12 protein-coding genes are annotated in these 16,687 nt (G+C 55.6%); 1 reads left to right on the top strand and 11 read right to left on the bottom strand.

Annotation, left to right across the window (positions count from 1 at the left end; all coding sequences use genetic code 11):
• Positions 1–59: 59 nt before the first annotated feature.
• From mukB to cmoM, 4 genes are read right to left on the bottom strand one after another with little or no spacing between them, the layout of a single operon-like run.
• A complete protein-coding gene (gene mukB, locus EM595_RS06485) occupies positions 60–4,520 on the bottom strand; it encodes a chromosome partition protein MukB (protein WP_067429250.1) in 4,461 nt (1,486 codons plus the stop codon).
• A complete protein-coding gene (gene mukE, locus EM595_RS06480) occupies positions 4,513–5,226 on the bottom strand; it encodes a chromosome partition protein MukE (RefSeq protein ID WP_067429247.1) in 714 nt (237 codons plus the stop codon). The genes mukB and mukE overlap by 8 nt, the downstream gene beginning before the upstream one ends.
• The gene (gene mukF, locus EM595_RS06475) at positions 5,207–6,529 is read right to left on the bottom strand and encodes a chromosome partition protein MukF (protein WP_067429244.1); all 1,323 of its coding nucleotides are present in this window, start codon (positions 6,527–6,529) and stop codon (positions 5,207–5,209) included. Before mukF ends, mukE begins: the two co-directional genes overlap by 20 nt.
• Entirely contained in the window at positions 6,526–7,311 is a 786-nt protein-coding gene (cmoM, locus tag EM595_RS06470) for a tRNA uridine 5-oxyacetic acid(34) methyltransferase CmoM (protein WP_067429241.1), read from the bottom strand. Before cmoM ends, mukF begins: the two co-directional genes overlap by 4 nt.
• 123 nt (positions 7,312–7,434) lie before the next feature.
• Here cmoM and elyC point away from each other — a divergent pair, with 123 nt between their 5' ends.
• Complete coding sequence (elyC, locus tag EM595_RS06465; RefSeq protein WP_067429238.1) at positions 7,435–8,220, top strand: envelope biogenesis factor ElyC; 786 nt, start codon at positions 7,435–7,437, stop codon at positions 8,218–8,220.
• Here the strand turns inward: elyC and EM595_RS06460 are convergent.
• From EM595_RS06460 to EM595_RS06430, 7 genes are all read right to left on the bottom strand, one after another.
• Positions 8,200–9,093, bottom strand: a complete 894-nt coding sequence (locus tag EM595_RS06460) for a phosphotransferase (RefSeq protein WP_067429236.1) — start codon at positions 9,091–9,093, stop codon at positions 8,200–8,202. The genes elyC and EM595_RS06460 overlap by 21 nt on opposite strands.
• A gap of 113 nt (positions 9,094–9,206) precedes the next feature.
• A complete protein-coding gene (kdsB, locus tag EM595_RS06455; protein WP_067429234.1) occupies positions 9,207–9,953 on the bottom strand; it encodes a 3-deoxy-manno-octulosonate cytidylyltransferase in 747 nt (248 codons plus the stop codon).
• Positions 9,950–10,132: a Trm112 family protein gene (locus tag EM595_RS06450; RefSeq protein WP_067429231.1), complete on the bottom strand. Its 183-nt coding sequence runs from the start codon at positions 10,130–10,132 to the stop codon at positions 9,950–9,952. Before EM595_RS06450 ends, kdsB begins: the two co-directional genes overlap by 4 nt.
• Positions 10,133–10,198: 66 nt before the next feature.
• The gene (locus EM595_RS06445) at positions 10,199–11,404 is read right to left on the bottom strand and encodes a winged helix-turn-helix domain-containing protein (protein WP_067429228.1); all 1,206 of its coding nucleotides are present in this window, start codon (positions 11,402–11,404) and stop codon (positions 10,199–10,201) included.
• A gap of 54 nt (positions 11,405–11,458) precedes the next feature.
• Positions 11,459–12,442, bottom strand: coding sequence for a tetraacyldisaccharide 4'-kinase (gene lpxK / locus EM595_RS06440; protein WP_067429225.1), 984 nt, complete (start codon positions 12,440–12,442; stop codon positions 11,459–11,461).
• A complete protein-coding gene (gene msbA, locus EM595_RS06435; protein ID WP_067429222.1) occupies positions 12,439–14,187 on the bottom strand; it encodes a lipid A ABC transporter ATP-binding protein/permease MsbA in 1,749 nt (582 codons plus the stop codon). Before msbA ends, lpxK begins: the two co-directional genes overlap by 4 nt.
• 35 nt (positions 14,188–14,222) lie before the next feature.
• Complete coding sequence (locus tag EM595_RS06430) at positions 14,223–16,499, bottom strand: ComEC family protein (protein ID WP_231938718.1); 2,277 nt, start codon at positions 16,497–16,499, stop codon at positions 14,223–14,225.
• Positions 16,500–16,687 lie beyond the last annotated feature (188 nt).

Here is a 16,687-nt window from a genome sequence, read left to right as displayed (position 1 = left end):
TTGCTCTGTGAGCAAATGCCGACTTGCAGATTACCGCTTCAACGGGCGTTTTACTATGCCTACGCCTGGCTATTTTCCGTTTCCAGCCGCGTCTCGCTATCAGGCAAAACGTCAGCGGAAAAACCGCGCAGGCCGACCACGTGCACATGCTCGGTGTTATTAAATACCTTACGCACCAGCTTGTACGTCGTGCCCTTCTCCGGACTGATATTTTCCGGTGCGGCGATGACCAGTTGCATCTCCAGCCGCTCGCACAGCTCAAATAGCGTGGCGATCGATTTCGCATCCAGGCGTGCGGCTTCATCAAGGAACAGCAGGCGGCATGGCGAAATATCTTTGCCACGCAGACGGCGTGATTCCTCTTCCCAGCTCTGCACCACCATCACCAGAATCGACATACCGGTACCGATCGCTTCACCGGTAGAGAGTGCGCCGCTTTCTGCACGCAGCCAGCCGTCAGATCCGCGATTCACCTCAACTTCCATCTCCAGATAGTTACGGTAATCCAGCAGCTCTTCACCGATGGTTTGCGGCGTGCGCTGGCCCATGTCGATATGTGGATTCAAACGCTGATAGAGTTTCGCCAGCGCTTCTGAGAAGGTGAAACGGTTGCTGTTGAACAGATCCTGATGCTGCTCATGCTCTTCCGACAGCACATCCAGCAGCATCGCATGCGTTTCGCGTACGTTGACGTTCAGCCGCACGCTGCGCACCTGACCAAAGCTCACCGTCTGCAACCCCTGGTTAAGCTGACGGATACGGTTTTGCTCACGCTGAATAGTCTTGCGGATGATATTCGCTACGCTGCGCGAACTGATCGCCAGCGTTTTTTCACGCGCGGTCAGCTCTTCGGTCAGGCGGTTCAGCTCAATTTCCATCTGCTCGATCGCTTCAACCGGATCGTCGGTGCGAATAATATCCTGACGAATGCGCTCGCGCAGATGCTGATACACGGCGATAAAGAACTGAATTTTGCGCTCTGGTCGTTTGGCATCTTCTGACAGACGCAGTACATCGCGCAGGTGTTCATTGTCCGCCACCGCCAGACGCAACGCGCCCAGCGCTTTATCGGACATTGAACGCAATTCATCGCCGCTGAGGTAGGCGAGTTCGCGACGGTGTAGTCGTCGTTCCACCCCGCTCTCTTTCACCAGGCGCAGCACCGCGCACCAGCCCGCTTTCGCCTGTACCACCTGCTGACGATTCAGATGATAATCGCGTTCAACCCGGCGCAGTTTTTTCTGCAGCGCATCCATTTCGGCTTCACAGAAGGTCAACTGTTTTTCCAGCTGATTGCGACGCGTTCGGTTGCTGCTCAGTGCGTTGTACAGCTCGTCACGGCGAATGCGTGCACGCTCTTCCGCGCTGCTGTCAGCCTGAACGCCAATATCCTGCATCTCCTGATGCAGCTCTTTCAGCATATCGCGGCGGGCGTCGTAAGCACTTTTCAGCGATGCCAGCACCTGCGAATATTGCGTCAGCTGGGCCTGATGCTCCCGCAGCCGCTCGCGAGCACGCGCACGTTCGCCTTCGGCCTGTTCAAGACGCTGACGCAGCTTCTCATTCAGATCGCTGCTGCCGGTGAGCATGCCAGCCGAATCGGCGTAGCCAAAATGCGCGCGACGCTGTACCACTTCGGTGAGGGCAAACGCCTGCTGACGGGCATCACGTTGCTGCTGTTGCGCCTGCTGATAATCTGCTTTTAACTGCTCATGTTGCTGCGGGTCGCTTTGCAACACCGAGAGCATCGGCTCAAGGCGCGCCAGCGCGCTGCCGTGCTGATGAATAAAGCGCGCGGCGTCCTGCGACTCCTCCATGCGCTCGCGAATCTCTTCGCAACGATCGGCTAACGTCTCATCCTGTAGCAGGTTGATGCGCGGCAGCAGCCGGTTCAGCTGGGCGACGCCCTCTTTTGCCTGATCGTACTGCTGGCGCTGCTGCTGATTGTCATTTTCATGATTGCTGAGCGCACGCTCCAGCTCGGCGCGGCGTGCGTTGCACTGACGGATCTGCGCTTCCGGGTCGTCTTCAAATGCTACGGCCAGATGGCTGCCGATAAAACGGCTGAACGACTGATGCAGGCGCTGCGTTTTCTGCACGTCAAACGACAGCGTGGCGTAGCGTTCCGCCAGACTGTTGCGTTCGATATGCAGCAGCTCCAGCTGATTCTCACGCGCGGCACGACCAAACAGCGGCATTTTTGGAAAACGCGAATAGCGCCATTGCCGCTCGGCGACTTTCACCACGACGGCTTTTTCCAGCTCTTCAACGCCAAATACGCTGTCATCAAACGACTGCGGATCGCCTTCGATCAGGTAGAGATCTTCGGGACAATCTTCCAGTCCCGACAGCTGCTCGCGGATCAGGGAGAGATCCGGCACGACAATCGCGTGACGTGACGGGCCGTAGAGTGCCGAGAAGTAAGGCGCATCGTCCAGTGTGACATCATCGTAAATCTCAGAGAGCAGCACGCCGCCAAAACGTTCGGCCAGGCTGTTAAGCCGCGCATCTTCCGCGCCGCCGGGCTGACTGAGACGTTCGATTTGCTGTTCGATTTCGCGCTTGCGCGCCGCAATTTCATCGCGCTCTACCGTGGTTTCGCGCTCGCGCTCCAGCAGCTGCTGCATAAATTCGGTGATCTGCTGGCTGTTTTCCAGCGTCTGTCCGGTCTGTTCACTCAGCTGTGTCAGGATCTCCTGCGCGGCCAGCCAGTGCGGCGCGCGTGCCGTCAACGTCGTGGTGCGCTCGCGCAGCTGCTCCAGCTCCTGACGCAGAGTCATGCGGCGTTCACCGGCATCGCTGACGCTCTGTGACAGCTGTTCAATCTGCGCTTCCAGTTCGCGTTGCAGCTGTTCCAGCTCATGGGCTTCGTAATGCTGACCCTGGCGTTTGCAGAACTCATTCAGCAAGCGTTCCGCTTCCTGCTGCTCGCGTAACCGCTGCTCCAGCTCGGAGAGACGCAGCCGCAATGACGACAGCTGCTCCGCATGATGACGCTGATTAGCCGCGTCGCGCAGCAGTTCACGGCCGGTTTGCCACGCCTCGCTGCGGCTCACCGGGCCAGCAATTTTATTCACCAGTTCAAACGCCTGTTCAAACTGGCCGTGCGCGGCCTCGGCCACGCTCATTTTCTGCTCCAGCATTAGCAGCTTGTCGGTGGCTTCCTGTTCACGTGCCTGGAAGGTTTCCTGCCACTCGTCGGCGTTGTCGACGGTCAGGGCAGGCAGCTGACAAATCTGCTGCGCACGCTGTAAGGCTTGCAGCGCCTGCTGATACTGAATGGCGCGCGTTTGCTGCACGTCCAGCGCCTGCTGGTAATCCGCCAGCTGGCTTTTCAGCTCATCCACTTCCAGCTCGGCGGCTTCGGCGCGTGCTTCGTTCTCTTCCTGCACATCACGCGCTTCGGCAACGACCTCGTTCTGCTCTTCCAGGCGATAGCTCAGTTCTTCAAGATCGCTGCTGTAGCGCTCAATTTTTTCCTGCTGACGCATGGCGGTTTGCACCAGCGTCAGGTGATCGCTGGCGCCCTGATAATCCACCTCAAGGTCATTTTCTGCCGCGGCGTGTTCCGCCAGCTCGCGTGCCATGTCGATATGACGGAACTGTTCGCTGGCCAGCTGGCTGCGACTGGTAAACAGCTCGTTACGCAGCAATAAGGCGCCATCAAGATGGATGCGTCGTTCGTTGGCGTGCCGCATGTAATCGGCCGCTACGTAGCTGGTCGCTTCAGAGATCAAATGCTTAAACAGATCGCGGTCGGATTGCGTGACGCGAATCGCTTCCAGCGTCATGCGGTTTTCCCGCAGCGCCGCCTCCATATCCTGGAAGGCTTTGCGCACGCCGCTGTTTTCCGGCAGCAGGTAATCGCGCAGCGAGCGGGTAATGGCACTGGAGATACCGCCGTACAGCGAGGCTTCGATCAGGCGATAATATTTGCTGCGATCGCCGGCCGAGCGCAGTCGACGCGCCACGATGCCGAGATCGAACATCAGCGAGTGATAGTCGGTGATCGAGTTAAAGGTACGAAACTGAACGCCCTCAATCGCCTCAACGCGCTCTTTGAGTTCGTTCAACGGCAGAACGCGCGCCTGACGTTCCGACACCGCTTCGGTAAACATCTCCGTCGGCGTCAGGTTGGCTGGCAAGCCGTGAATGCTGAAGGGTTTGATATCGACTTTTTTATCGCGGCCTGCCACCTGTTGCAGACGCACGCCAACGATGACGCGCTGGTGACGTGAGTTAACCACGTCGAGCGCTGAATAGCAGACGCCAGCGCGTAGCTTGCCATGCAGGCCCTTATCACGCGAACCTGACGTCGCGCCCGCTTCGGTGGTGTTACGAAAGTGCAGTAGCGTTAAATCCGGGATCAGCGCGGTAATAAAGGCCGCCATGGTGGTCGACTTACCGGCACCGTTGCCGCCGGATAAGGTGGTCACCAGATTATCGAGATCAAAGGTGCGGGCGAAAAAACCGTTCCAGTTAATCAGCGTCAGCGAGTGAAACTTTCCGCGTTCAATCATTACTTTCATCCTCTGGCAGCGGCGCATCCGCTTCGCTGTCGTTATCGTCACCCTCTTCCGCACGGCTTAGCGCCACCGCCTCGCCGTCACGAATCAGACGCAGCTGCGCCTCGCGGGGATCGTCACCGCTGCGCACGTCGGCGCCGAAGCGGAATACCGATTCATTAATGCGGAATTTGCTGTTGTCGTTGCCCATAAACCACACCATGCCAAGACGACGCAGGCGGTTCAGTGAGGCGCGCATCTTCTCCTGCAGCCTGCCGCGGTCAAGATCGGAACCGGTGGAGCGCTGGTTAACCAGCTTGAGCAGGCGATTTTCATCGGCGAGGCTCATCAGCTCATCATACAGTTCCTGCTGGGTGAAAATGCCTTCGTTAGCAAGGCGCTCCGGGCTGAGATAGAGAAAACATAAGATTTTGCCCACCATCATATCAAGCTCTGACAGCACCGAGCGCGGTATCAACGTGGTGGAACGCGGACGCAGATAAAAAAAGCCTTCCGGTGCCCGCAGCAACTCAACGTTGTAGCGGCTGTAAAATTCTTCCAGGTAGAGCTGGTAATCCATCAGGAAAGCGTGATTATCCAGCTCTTCAATGCCGATATGGCGGCCTGCGCGTAACTGACTGTCCAGCGCGGGAAACAGCGGATTCGCCAGCGCCTGTGCCAGTTTAACCGGCATCACGTGTTCAATATTTGTCGATGACATGCGCCTGCACCTTGGCTCCGTAATCATTAATGGCCTGCCATTCTGCTGGCAAACCGGTAAAGTCAGCTTCAGCCACGCCAAGACGTACCGCCTGATCGATCACGATGCGGGCGAGGTCAAAATGGCGGGCGCGCGGATATTGGGCGAGGTAATCACGCATCACAGTGGCCAGATTTAACGGCTTCTGCTGGGTGCGATAGATGGCCAGCGCCTCTTCTATCATCGCGGCGAGCTGCTCACGAATTTCGTTAAATTCTTCATATTCCAGCTCCGCCGGCAGTTCGCCCGTGACCTCTTCGTTACGCAGGGTCAGCTCCTCTTCACGCATATCGTAAAGACGCTCGGCGTTGGCATGGGTCAGCGCCCACGGCTGATCGAAATAGTTTTGTACCGACAGGCGCAGACGCTGCGCGAAGACGCGGTTCTTATCCATATCGATAGCGGTTCGGATAAATTTATGAACGTGACGGTCGTAGCCAATCCACAGATCGATCGCCTGCTGCCCCCAGCTGGTAATACGATCAAGCTTGTGTTGCAGATCGAACACCAGCTTATCGACAAAGCCGAGATCGGGGCTGTTCAGCGTCGCGTCCTGAATGCGCAGCAGGTTCGCCTGCAGCTTGTCGCCAGCAGCTTCCAGCGTGTCCTGCAGCTCGCGTAGCGTGCCGGAGGTTTCTGACAGCAGCATCTCACAGCTGGAGATCGCGGCACGCCAGTCTTTGTTGAGCAGCTCAGCAATATCGTTTTTCACCGCCTGCTGCTGCTCATCCATCAAGCGCTGAGTCATATCGATACTGTCAAAAATCTCCGCGACCGAGTATTTCAGCGGCGCAAACACGTTACGGTGCCAGTGAAACTCATCGCCATTTTCATCGGCGGCATCGGCAGCGCGTTTAAGCTCACCGGCCACGATTGACAGCTGCATTGAGAGGCGCAGCGTGGAAAATTCGCGCTGGCGAATATAATAATCGGTGATGCCGATCGCCAGCGGCGTCAGGCGATAGATCGCATTGCCTTCGGTGATTTCGCTGGTGAAACGGTTGATCAGGCGCTGGCGCACCATATCGTTGATGGCATTATTGGCGCGCACCAGCACGGTTTCGCTGGTTTGCTCAAAGGCTTTACTGACATGGCGAAACGCGTCAATCAGTTCGCCCTCGCTCATTTCACCGTCCATGCGCTCGCCGTTCAGCGTGGCAATGGCCAGTAAAAATGCCAGACGTTCCGTGGGCAGCGAGACGGAAAAATCGTTTTTTCGCGCCCAGGCAACCAGTTCCGGTACGGTCTGGGAGAATTCACTCATAGTACGTCCTTCTCGATGGGTTTCCGCGCTGTGACGTGGATATAGCGTCCTAAACTCAAAAAAGGCTCCTGTCGACAGTAGCGTTTTTCCATCTCCAGCACTTCGTCAAAGCGTTCGCTCTGTTTCTCTTTGTCGCGCATGTAATCGTGAAAAACACGAATGCCGGCGCGGCTTTCAATGTGAAAACCACAGGCGGTGAGCCAGCGGTAAACCTGCTCAGGATCGCGGGGAAAGTCTGGTGACAGGGTTTTCTTTTTGCGTTTTTTCAGGTCAGCCTGAAGGTAACCGAAATTTCCCAGCGTGAGCGTACGCATGGTTAAGCCGTGCAGGTTGTAAAACATCAGCGACAGTACGCCACCGGGATGCAGAATATCATAGAGCTGCCTAAGAATTTTCTCGGGTTCAGCCACCCATTCCAACACCGCGTGGAACAATACCAGATCAACCGGCGTATCCAAATAATCTGCCACCTGCTGCGCGCTGATTTGTGCGAATTGCATGTTATCGCTCACACCTTTTTCCGCCGCCAGACGCTTCGCCCGTTCAATCATCTCTGCGGACAGATCGCATAACAGTACCTGATGGCCGTCCGCCGCCAGCGTACAGGCCATTTGCCCTTCGCCGCCTCCGGCATCAAGCACGCGACGTGCTCCCGCGGGTAACGTGGCTAAAATAGTGGCCAGCTCCTCGCCGAGGATCGCCTGACGGATACGTCCTTTAGTGGTACCGTAAATGTTTTGCGAAAACTTCTCCGCCATATCGTCAAAATTGCGATCCTGCATCGCTTTGGCTCCTGTCAGCGCCGCCAAAACGGCTATTTTGTCACACCCCGGCGGAGAATGAACCTTTAGCGTAGCGCGAGGCAATCAGATGATGTTTTTTCGGACAAAAGGAAGCGGAAATCGATGTTTTTTACCTTAAAAAAGGTGGTGGGTGGACTGTTACTACCGTTGCCGTTTCTGCTGCTGCTGATGGCAATCGCCATTTTATTGCTTTGGTTCTCTCGCTGGCAAAAAACCGGCAAAATCCTGCTCTCTGCTTCATGGCTGCTGTTACTGCTGCTGAGCCTGCAACCGGTTGCCGATCGGCTGCTATTACCGCTGGAAAACCGCTATCCGACATGGAACGGCAGCGAAAAGGTGGATTACATTGTGGTGCTGGGCGGTGGCTATACTTTTAATCCCGACTGGGCGCCTGGTTCAAATTTAATCAGCAACAGTTTGCCACGCGTGGTTGAAGGAGTGCGCCAGTGGCGACGTAATCCGGGTGCTCGCATGATCTTCACCGGTGCGGCCGCTGGCCAGAATCCGATGAGCAGCGCGCGCGTTGCCGCGCAGGTGGCACAATCTCTCGGCGTCCCTGCCGATGCCACTATCATGCTCGATCGGCCACGGGATACCGCGCATGAAGCTGAGGCGGTAAAGCAGTACATTGGCCAGCATCCTTTCATGTTGATCACCTCAGCTAACCATATGCCGCGTGCGCTGGGCTTTTTTTACGCGCAGGGATTGCAGCCGATCGTGGCTCCCGCCAATCAGCTGGCGATTACTTCACCGCTGAATCCATGGGAAAAGGCGATTCCGTCGCCGGTATGGTTGGGCCACAGCGATCGCGCCTGGTATGAAACGCTGGGGCGGCTGTGGCAGCGGCTTCATGGAGAAGAGAGTACGTTAATTGAGCCACGGCAATAGCTGGTGCGCAGCATGATCAAACCGCGGGCGGTTCAGCGGCATGCCCGCAATCGCTTCTGCTACGGTTTCCCAGAGTAGATAGAGCCAGCGTCGCCAGATAAAACCCTCGTCGGCCGGCTGATGGCGCAGCGAAGCAAACATCAGTGACTCGGCTGCGCCGGTTTCACTCAGCTTTGACATTTCAAACTCCCGGGGCGCCCACAGTATCGGGCCAGGATGAACAACGGCAATAAGCCGATCGGAACGGGGATCTTTGATCAGGTTTTGCAGCGATAGATTGCCATGCACCAGCACGCAGCGCGCCGCGAAATCATTAAATAGCCTGGGCAGTTGCTGACGGCAACGCAGCAGCAAATGCCGATCTTCCGCGGTTAATCCGGGTAGCGCAAGCCAGCCCAGCGTTGCCCAGAGCACTTCAACATACTGCTGATACCAGTTGCTCCAGCTGTTCTGTTGCGTACTGTCAACGGCGCCCACCACGCCCTGGCTGTCGATACTGTGCCAGGCATGCAGGCATTCCACAATCTGCTGCTCCAGTTGTTGAGCACGCTGCGGCGTGCGTGCGGGCGCCTCAACCGGAACGCCACGTAACCGCTCCAGCAGTAAAACTTCATGCCGTGGTTGCTGCTGGCTGATGACCACGCCATATACCGCCGGCACTTTTATCGCGCTTTCGCGACCCAGCATCGACAGTTTGGCGGCTTCCTGTGCCGCCAGGCCCTGCCGCCGAAAATATTTAGCCACCAGTGGCATTGCCTGCCCCGCATCGTCATAAAGGGCAAACAGGCTCGCCTGTCCTTGCTCGCTGATATGTTCAAGCCGACCGACCGGCTCGCCTAACACCAGCGTCAGCTCTGTGCGCAGTTGTTCCATAACAGGCTCCTTTAACTGACCAGAGTCGTTATCATGAACGTACTTGCCGGAGGAATCATCGTCTGACATCAAATCCTGATGAGAAAAGAGGACCGAATGGTCCTCTGAACGGATTACTGCATCGCCTGGCGTACACGCGCCAGATCCTCTGGCGTATCGACACCAGCGCTCGGCACCTCATGCGCAACATCAACATGAATCTTTTCGCCGTACCACAACACCCGCAGTTGCTCCAGCAGCTCAATCTGCTCCAGCTTGCTGGGCTGCCAGGTCACGTAGCGGCGGATAAAGCCGGCGCGGTAGGCGTAAATGCCAATATGACGTAAAAAGGTATCGCCGATCTCTTCACGTGAGACGGCAAAACGCTCACGTTCCCAGGGAATGGCCGCACGGGAAAAATAGAGCGCATAACCGGCCGCGTCGGTGACCACTTTTACCGCGTTAGGATTAAACGCTTCTTCTGCGCTGACGATCGGCACGGCCAGCGTGGCCATTCCTGCTGCCGCGCTGGCAAGATTGTTTGCTACCTGACGAATGATAGTCGGTGGAATCATCGGCTCATCGCCCTGCACGTTGACAATGATTTTGTCATCGGCAAAACCGTAGCGGTCAATCACCTCGGCCAGACGCTCGGTGCCTGACTGATGATCGGCGCGGGTCATGCACACTTCGCCTCCCGCCGCCTCCACTGCTGCAGCGACATCGGCATGATCGGTGGCAACAATAACCTGCTCTGCCCCCGACTCTTTTGCTCTCTGCATCACGTGCAAAACCATCGGCAAACCGTTGATATCGACCAGCGGTTTACCCGGCAGCCGCGTTGAAGCGTAACGTGCCGGAATAATGGCAACGAAACTCATGGATGGCTCTCTTCCATGGTCAGCGCACGCGCTTCATTTTCCAGCAGAACCGGAATGCCTTCACGCACCGGGAATGCCAGGCCGTCAGGTTTACAGATAAGTTCCTGCTGTTCGTTGTTGTAGTACAGTTTGCCGTTGCATACCGGACAAGCCACAATTTGTAGTAAACGGTGATCCATATTTCCTCCGTTACGGACCGATTCGCCAGTGCGGTGAGCATATCACAATGTCATTAGCAGAGTGGATCACGCAGTAAGCGACCAGACCGGTTGCCAGCGCGGCGTCAACGCCACGGGCAGATTATCGCACTGAACAGAGTCTGCACCCTGCCAGCGCGCGCAATGATCTATAGCGCCTTTTAAATCGGCGCAGAGTGCGGCGGTTGCTGGTACGCCAGGTTCAAGCCACAGATTTTTAATCTGCAATACGCCGCTCTTGCGAATCATTTTGGCATCCATTCGCGCTTTCAGCTCGCCACGCAGCAATATCGGCAGAACAAAATAGCCATAACGGCGCTTCGCTTCCGGCGTATAACACTCCAGGCGATAGTCAAAATCAAACAGCTCCAGCGCACGCTTGCGATGCCACACTAAAGGATCGAAAGGGGAAAGTACCGTGCTGTGTGTCGCTTCCAGCTGCTGCTCCAGTAGAGGCAGCAGCACATGATGCAGATAAAGTGTGCCCAGTGTTTCTATGTTGCAGGCGACAATAAACCCCTGCTCCAGCCAGCGCGCTATCACCTCTCTGACCGCAACTTTTTTCAGACGATAATAATCGGCTAACCATTCGGGGCGAAAAATCCCCAGACTGTTGGCGCTGTTGCGTAACATCTGCTCGACCGCCTCGGTTTCACTCAGCATGCGGTCGTCATGCCAGCCAGGCAGCACGCGCTGGCGAAGATCATAGACGCGCTGAAAATTTCGTCGCTCGCTAATCATCAGTTCACCAGCGGTAAACAGATTCTCCAGATGACGCTTATGCGGTTTCCATGCCCACCAGCCTGCCTTTTGCTGAGACGGTGCGGCAAAGTCAGCAGCGCGGACCGGACCAGCCTGCTCAATGTGGGCCAACAGATCGGCAATCTCCGTTTGATGGGTCTGCATCCAGTCAGCGCTGAATTTCCAGCCCAGCGATGCTGGCGATAACATGCGATGACGGAGCAGTGGATAATCTTCGATGGGAATAAAGCAGGCTTCATGCGCCCAATATTCAAACAGCGCGCCGTCACGAAGTGCCTGTTCCAGCCAGGAGAGCGGAAAGCTGCCGATGCGGCTGAAAAGCACCAGCCAGGGGCTACGGGCCACAACATGGATAGTATCGATTTGCAACAGGGACATTTTGCGGATTGCCGCCAGCAGACGTTCTGGAGTTGCTGCTTCGTCGGCAGGATGCAACAGGCCTTGCGCCGCGAGCTGCAGATTACGCGCCGTTTTCAGAGAAAGGTTAATCACTGGCTCTCCTCAATACGGGTGAACGATGCAGCCGGAACGCTACCGGTCTGTCGTTCAGTGTGGATGGCAACGCTTAACGATAGCGCTTATGAGTGCCGATGACGGTGCTTCACTTAACTGAGCATCTACCGGCACATACCACCAGTTTGCTCTGGCAAAGTGGCGGCATTTCACCGCATCTTTTTCCGTCATCACCAGCATCTGATCCTCTGATGTTAACGCAGCCAGCTCTGCTTCATCATAAGCATGATGATCGGCGAAGGCGATCTCTGCCTGTGGTGTTAATCCGTGATTGCGCAGCGTGGTAAAAAACCGCGGTGGATGACCGATTCCCGCCATCGCCACCGCGGGCGCTAACGCGGATACCGCACGCGTTGTGCCGTCCAACAGGTTCACCGCATGGCTGACGGCCAGTGACATGGCGATTTCATTGCCAGCCGCCTCGCCACCATTAACGATGATGGCATCTACTTCCGCTAATCTGTCCGCGCGTTCGCGCATCGGACCGGCGGGCAGCCACCAGCCGTTGCCAAAGCGGCGTACGCCATCAATGACAACAATTTCGATATCGCGCTGTAACGCATAGTGCTGCAGCCCATCATCGGTGATGATCACGTCAAGCGCATGCTCTGCCAGTAACGCCTGCACCGCCGCTGAACGCTGCGGTGCCACGGCAACTGGCGCACCCGTGCGTTGAAAAATCAGCACGGGCTCATCACCTGCGGTGTCAGTGGTGGTGCTGGCATCCAGCAACAGCGGATAGCGCTCTGCTTTGCCACCATAACCACGCGACACCACGCCAGGACGCAGGCCCTGCTGTTGCAACGCCTGAACCAGCCAAATCACCACCGGCGTTTTGCCGTTGCCGCCGGCAGTGAGGTTACCCACCACCACCACTGGCACCGGTGCGCGCCAGCTTTTGCGCCAGCCGCGTTGGTAAGTGAGCCGAATGAAGCAGCTCACTATGCCATAAAGCAGGCTTAACGGCAGCAGCAGCAGATACAACGGTGAGCGGCCGCTCCAGATGCGCTCAATCATTGGCCAAACTGCATTTTATGCAATTGTGCATAGGCACCGCCCTGCTCAAGCAGTTCGCTGTGCGTACCTCGCTCAATGATTTGACCATCTTCCACTACCACGATCTCATCCGCTTTTTCAATGGTTGAAAGGCGGTGGGCAATGACCAGCGACGTACGGTTCTTTTGCAGTTCATCCAGCGCCGACTGAATAGCACGTTCAGATTCAGTATCCAGCGCCGAGGTCGCCTCATCCAGAATCAGAATCGGACTGTCGCGCAGCAGTGCGCGCGCAATAGCAATACGCTGACGCTGGCCGCCAGAGAGCAGCACGCCATTTTCACCGATTACCGTATCCAGTCCTTTATCCATCTTCTTGATAAAGTCCATGGCATGCGCCATGGTTGCCGCGCGTTCAATCTCCTCGCGGCTATATTGCTCACTGCGGGCATAGGCGATGTTATTGGCAATGGTGTCATTAAACAGATGGACGTTTTGCGAGACCAACGCCACCTGATTACGTAACGAACGCAGCGTATATTCACGCAAATCATGACCATCGATCAGGATTTCGCCCTGCTGGATGTCGTAGAAACGCGTCAACAGGCTGGCGATGGTCGATTTACCTGAACCAGATCGACCCACCAGCGCCACCGTTTTTCCTGCCGGAATCGACAGGTTGATGTTGCGCAGCGCAGGAATCTCGCGGCCCGGATAAGTGAAAGTAACGTTGTTAAACTGGATATTGCCTTCGGCCCGCTCAACCTGACGTGTGCCGTTATCCACTTCCTGCTCGCTGTCCAGAATAGAAAACAGCGTCTGACATGCTGCCATACCGCGCTGGAACTGGGCGTTAACGTTAGTCAACGACTTCAACGGACGCATCAGCGCGATCATAGAAGAGAACACCACGGTAATGGTACCGGCGGTCAGGTTCTCCATCACTGAGGGGAAGCTAGCCGCATAAAGTACAAAGGCCAGCGCCAGCGACGCGATAAGCTGAATAATCGGATCGGAAATTGATGAGGCAGAAACCAGCTTCATGCCCTGCTGGCGCATGCGGTTGCTGACATGATCGAAACGTTTGGTTTCAATATCCTGACCGCCAAAGATCAGCACCTCTTTATGCCCTTTCAGCATCTGCTCAGCGCTGGTCGTCACCTGGCCCATGGTGTTCTGCATCACTTTGGAGATGCTGCGGAAACGCTTAGAGACCATGCGGATGGCAAATGACACAACCGGTGCCAGCACAATCAGGATCAGCGACAGCTGCCAGCTATAGTAAAACATCATAATAAACAGGCCGATAATCGACGCGCCCTCACGGACTACCGTTACCAGCGCGCTCGACGACGATGACGCTACCTGTTCAGAATCATAGGTAATTCTCGACAGCAGCGTACCTGTGGATTGCTGATCGAAAAACGCCACCGGCATGCCCATCATATGGCTAAACAGGCGACGACGCATGTTCATCACCACATTGCCAGACACCCACGAGATACAGTAACTGGAGACATAGCTGGTAACGCCACGAATCAGCATTAACCCCATCACTACCAGCGGCATCCAAATCAGCACGGATTTATCAGCCTTACCGAAACCATCATCAAGTAACGGCTTCAACAGTGACAGCATTAACGTGTCGCCAGCAGCGTTAAGGACAAGCGCTACGGCTGCCACGAACAGCCCGCCTTTGTGCGGTGCGATCATTGGCCAGAGACGGCGAAAAGTCTGCCAGGTTGATAAGTCTTTGTCTTGATGCATTGTTTAACCAGCATTGTTTGAAATAGCCGCTCATTCTACCTGGAATCACGGGGGACGCCAAACCACTGATGGTACCATCGAGGCAATAAATGCGTTCTGAAACCCAAAACCTGCCAGCCATTGCTGGTTATTTGCACACTTATCTGTCCTTCTGTTGCAGTGTCATATGCTGCATAGCCATTTTGCTGGTAGCGTTCGATAACCTGTCGGGACGGCATACGCCAGGCGTTATAGCGGGCCACCGATGTTAACGCCGCCTTTCCCGCGACCGCACGTAACAGCGGCGCCACCGAAGAAGTACTGCTGCCATGGTGTGGAACCTGAAGGATATCTGCCCGTAACTGATGCCGATGTGCAGCCAGCAGCGCGAGTTCTGCCTCATGCTCAATATCGCCGGTCAGCAGTATCGCGGTTCTTCCATCGTCAATTCGCACCACACAGGAATCATTATTCCCACCCGACGTCGATGAGGTGCGTGGCCACAATACGGAAAAGTTGAGCTGATACCACTGCCAGCTTTCGCCTGCATGACAGGGAAAATGCCGATCATGCGCTAATGCGCTGCGGACAGAGATATCTGGCCAGCGTTGCTGTATCGCCTGCAGCCCTCCGGTGTGATCAAGATGTCCATGGCTCAGAATGATCCACTCCGGTTGTAATCCTTTGCGCTCCAGCCAGGGAATGATAATGCGCTCGCCTGCATTTGAGGTCAGCCAGCGATTGCCCGTATCGTAAAGTATCGCTTTGCCTTGCTTAGAGATGACGATTGCCAGACCATGACCGACATCCAGCATATCCACTCGCCATTCCGGCTTGGGTATCGTCAGGCGCCATATTGCCAGCGCACAGCAGCAGCCAGCCAGGCTTAATGGTGCATGACGCCACCAGCCAAAACGCCACACTATCAGCGCTGCCAGCGGCAAGCAGATTAACATTAGCAGCGCATCTTCAATGGCTAACCAGCCTGAAGGAAACGCGCGCAAGCATAAAATAACCGCAGCAACAGAACGATCTGCCAGCCACCAGAGCATCTCCTCTATCGGCGAGAAAGGCAGAGCCAAAGCCAGCAGAATCAGTGGCACCGTCAGTAAGGAGATAACGGGTATTGCCATCAGATTGGCCGGTAATGCACTGAGACTGAGGCCAGAGAAAACCCAGGCCTGAACCGGGAGCATCAAAATCATCATGCCCGCCTGCAAATGCAGCAACTTTAACGGATAGCTTTTTATGCCCTGCGATAAAGACTCAGGCAAAGGAAACCATTGATACCAGGCAATCAGCGCCGCTACGGCAAAAGCTGAGAGCCAAAAGCTCTCCGACAAAATCATCAGCGGGTCGAGCAAAAGTAATGCTGCAATACAAAGATTCCAGATGTGCCAGCCATGCCAATTTTTGCCGCTAACCCGGATGGCCGTCCATAACAGCAAGGCCAGCATTGCGCGTTGCGCTGGCGGATGAGCGCCCGAAAGCCAGGTATAGAGGCCTGCAACCAGCAGCGTGATCGCCAGTGGGAAAAGGTGCCCAATCCATTTCGCAGGCAGAAGAAATTGCAAGCCGCGCGCCAGAATCCAGCCAAAACCTGCAGCAAGGCCAATATGCATGCCTGATATTGCCATCAAATGTGCGGTGCCTGTTTCACGGAAAAGCTTGCTTAGCTCTGCGCTTAGCTCACCGCGTTCACCGAACGCCAGCGCAGTCAGTACGCCGCTCCATGGCAGATGTTGATATACCGATTGTGTATTTGTCAGAAATTGGCTGCGTATGGAGCAATTTTCATCAATCATGCTGGCTGACATGACGTGCCCCTGCAATGCATGGTGATTAGCCAATGCATAACGCTGCTGATCGAAGTGACCTTCATTAAGCTGGCTGTGGACCGGCCTTAATTTAAGTCTCATCTGCCAGCGTTGTCCGGCGCAATAAACGTGACCCTGTTTTGGTAACGCAACGCTGGCATAGACAGGCGGAAAAACCCATCTTTCATGCACGGTGAGCAATCGTACCTGGGCTCGTTTGCCGTCAGGCGTAACCCGATCGACGACCACCCGCGCCGGCAAAATATTCTGGCTATAGTTTTCAACTTGCCACAGGGCACCGCGCGCTGACCAGAGCATCCAACACAGCATCAAAACCACTAAAGCTAACAGCGTTATGTTTCGCAATGGCATTACTGCGCAAACTATAGCGAAAGCTGTCAGAGCGAGAATAGTGCTGCGCGACGGCAATTCCGGCAAGAGCAACAAGGGTAAGGCAGCGATAATAGTTAAAATGGCCAACTGGTTAAGCGATAGGTTCATAAGTGCTCCCGGCAACGTCTCGCCTACTTTCGGCTTTGGTTCGTTGCAATGCGATGAGCAAATTTCTTGTTTGTTATATGGCTTCAGAAGACAGGGAAAGGATTACAGTGATGAGCAGAATTGTGTGAAGCGTTATGAAAAAAACCATGCTGAGAAGACAGAAAAAAACCAAAAAAAACGACACCGGAGTGTCGTTTTAACGG

Source organism: Duffyella gerundensis, from assembly GCF_001517405.1.
Taxonomy (GTDB): domain Bacteria; phylum Pseudomonadota; class Gammaproteobacteria; order Enterobacterales; family Enterobacteriaceae; genus Duffyella; species Duffyella gerundensis.
Note: the sequence above shows the minus strand (reverse complement) of the source record. Positions and strands in the feature narration are given on the sequence as shown.

Excerpts from the sequence above, each read along its gene's own strand:
- mukB (WP_067429250.1), bottom strand. The coding sequence starts at position 4,520 with ATGATTGAACGCGGAAAGTTTCACTCGCTGACGCTGATTAACTGGAAC.
- mukE (WP_067429247.1), bottom strand. The coding sequence starts at position 5,226 with ATGTCATCGACAAATATTGAACACGTGATGCCGGTTAAACTGGCACAG.
- mukF (WP_067429244.1), bottom strand. The coding sequence starts at position 6,529 with ATGAGTGAATTCTCCCAGACCGTACCGGAACTGGTTGCCTGGGCGCGA.
- cmoM (WP_067429241.1), bottom strand. The coding sequence starts at position 7,311 with ATGCAGGATCGCAATTTTGACGATATGGCGGAGAAGTTTTCGCAAAAC.
- elyC (WP_067429238.1), top strand. The coding sequence starts at position 7,435 with ATGTTTTTTACCTTAAAAAAGGTGGTGGGTGGACTGTTACTACCGTTG.
- EM595_RS06460 (WP_067429236.1), bottom strand. The coding sequence starts at position 9,093 with ATGGAACAACTGCGCACAGAGCTGACGCTGGTGTTAGGCGAGCCGGTC.
- kdsB (WP_067429234.1), bottom strand. The coding sequence starts at position 9,953 with ATGAGTTTCGTTGCCATTATTCCGGCACGTTACGCTTCAACGCGGCTG.
- EM595_RS06450 (WP_067429231.1), bottom strand. The coding sequence starts at position 10,132 with ATGGATCACCGTTTACTACAAATTGTGGCTTGTCCGGTATGCAACGGC.
- lpxK (WP_067429225.1), bottom strand. The coding sequence starts at position 12,442 with ATGATTGAGCGCATCTGGAGCGGCCGCTCACCGTTGTATCTGCTGCTG.
- msbA (WP_067429222.1), bottom strand. The coding sequence starts at position 14,187 with ATGCATCAAGACAAAGACTTATCAACCTGGCAGACTTTTCGCCGTCTC.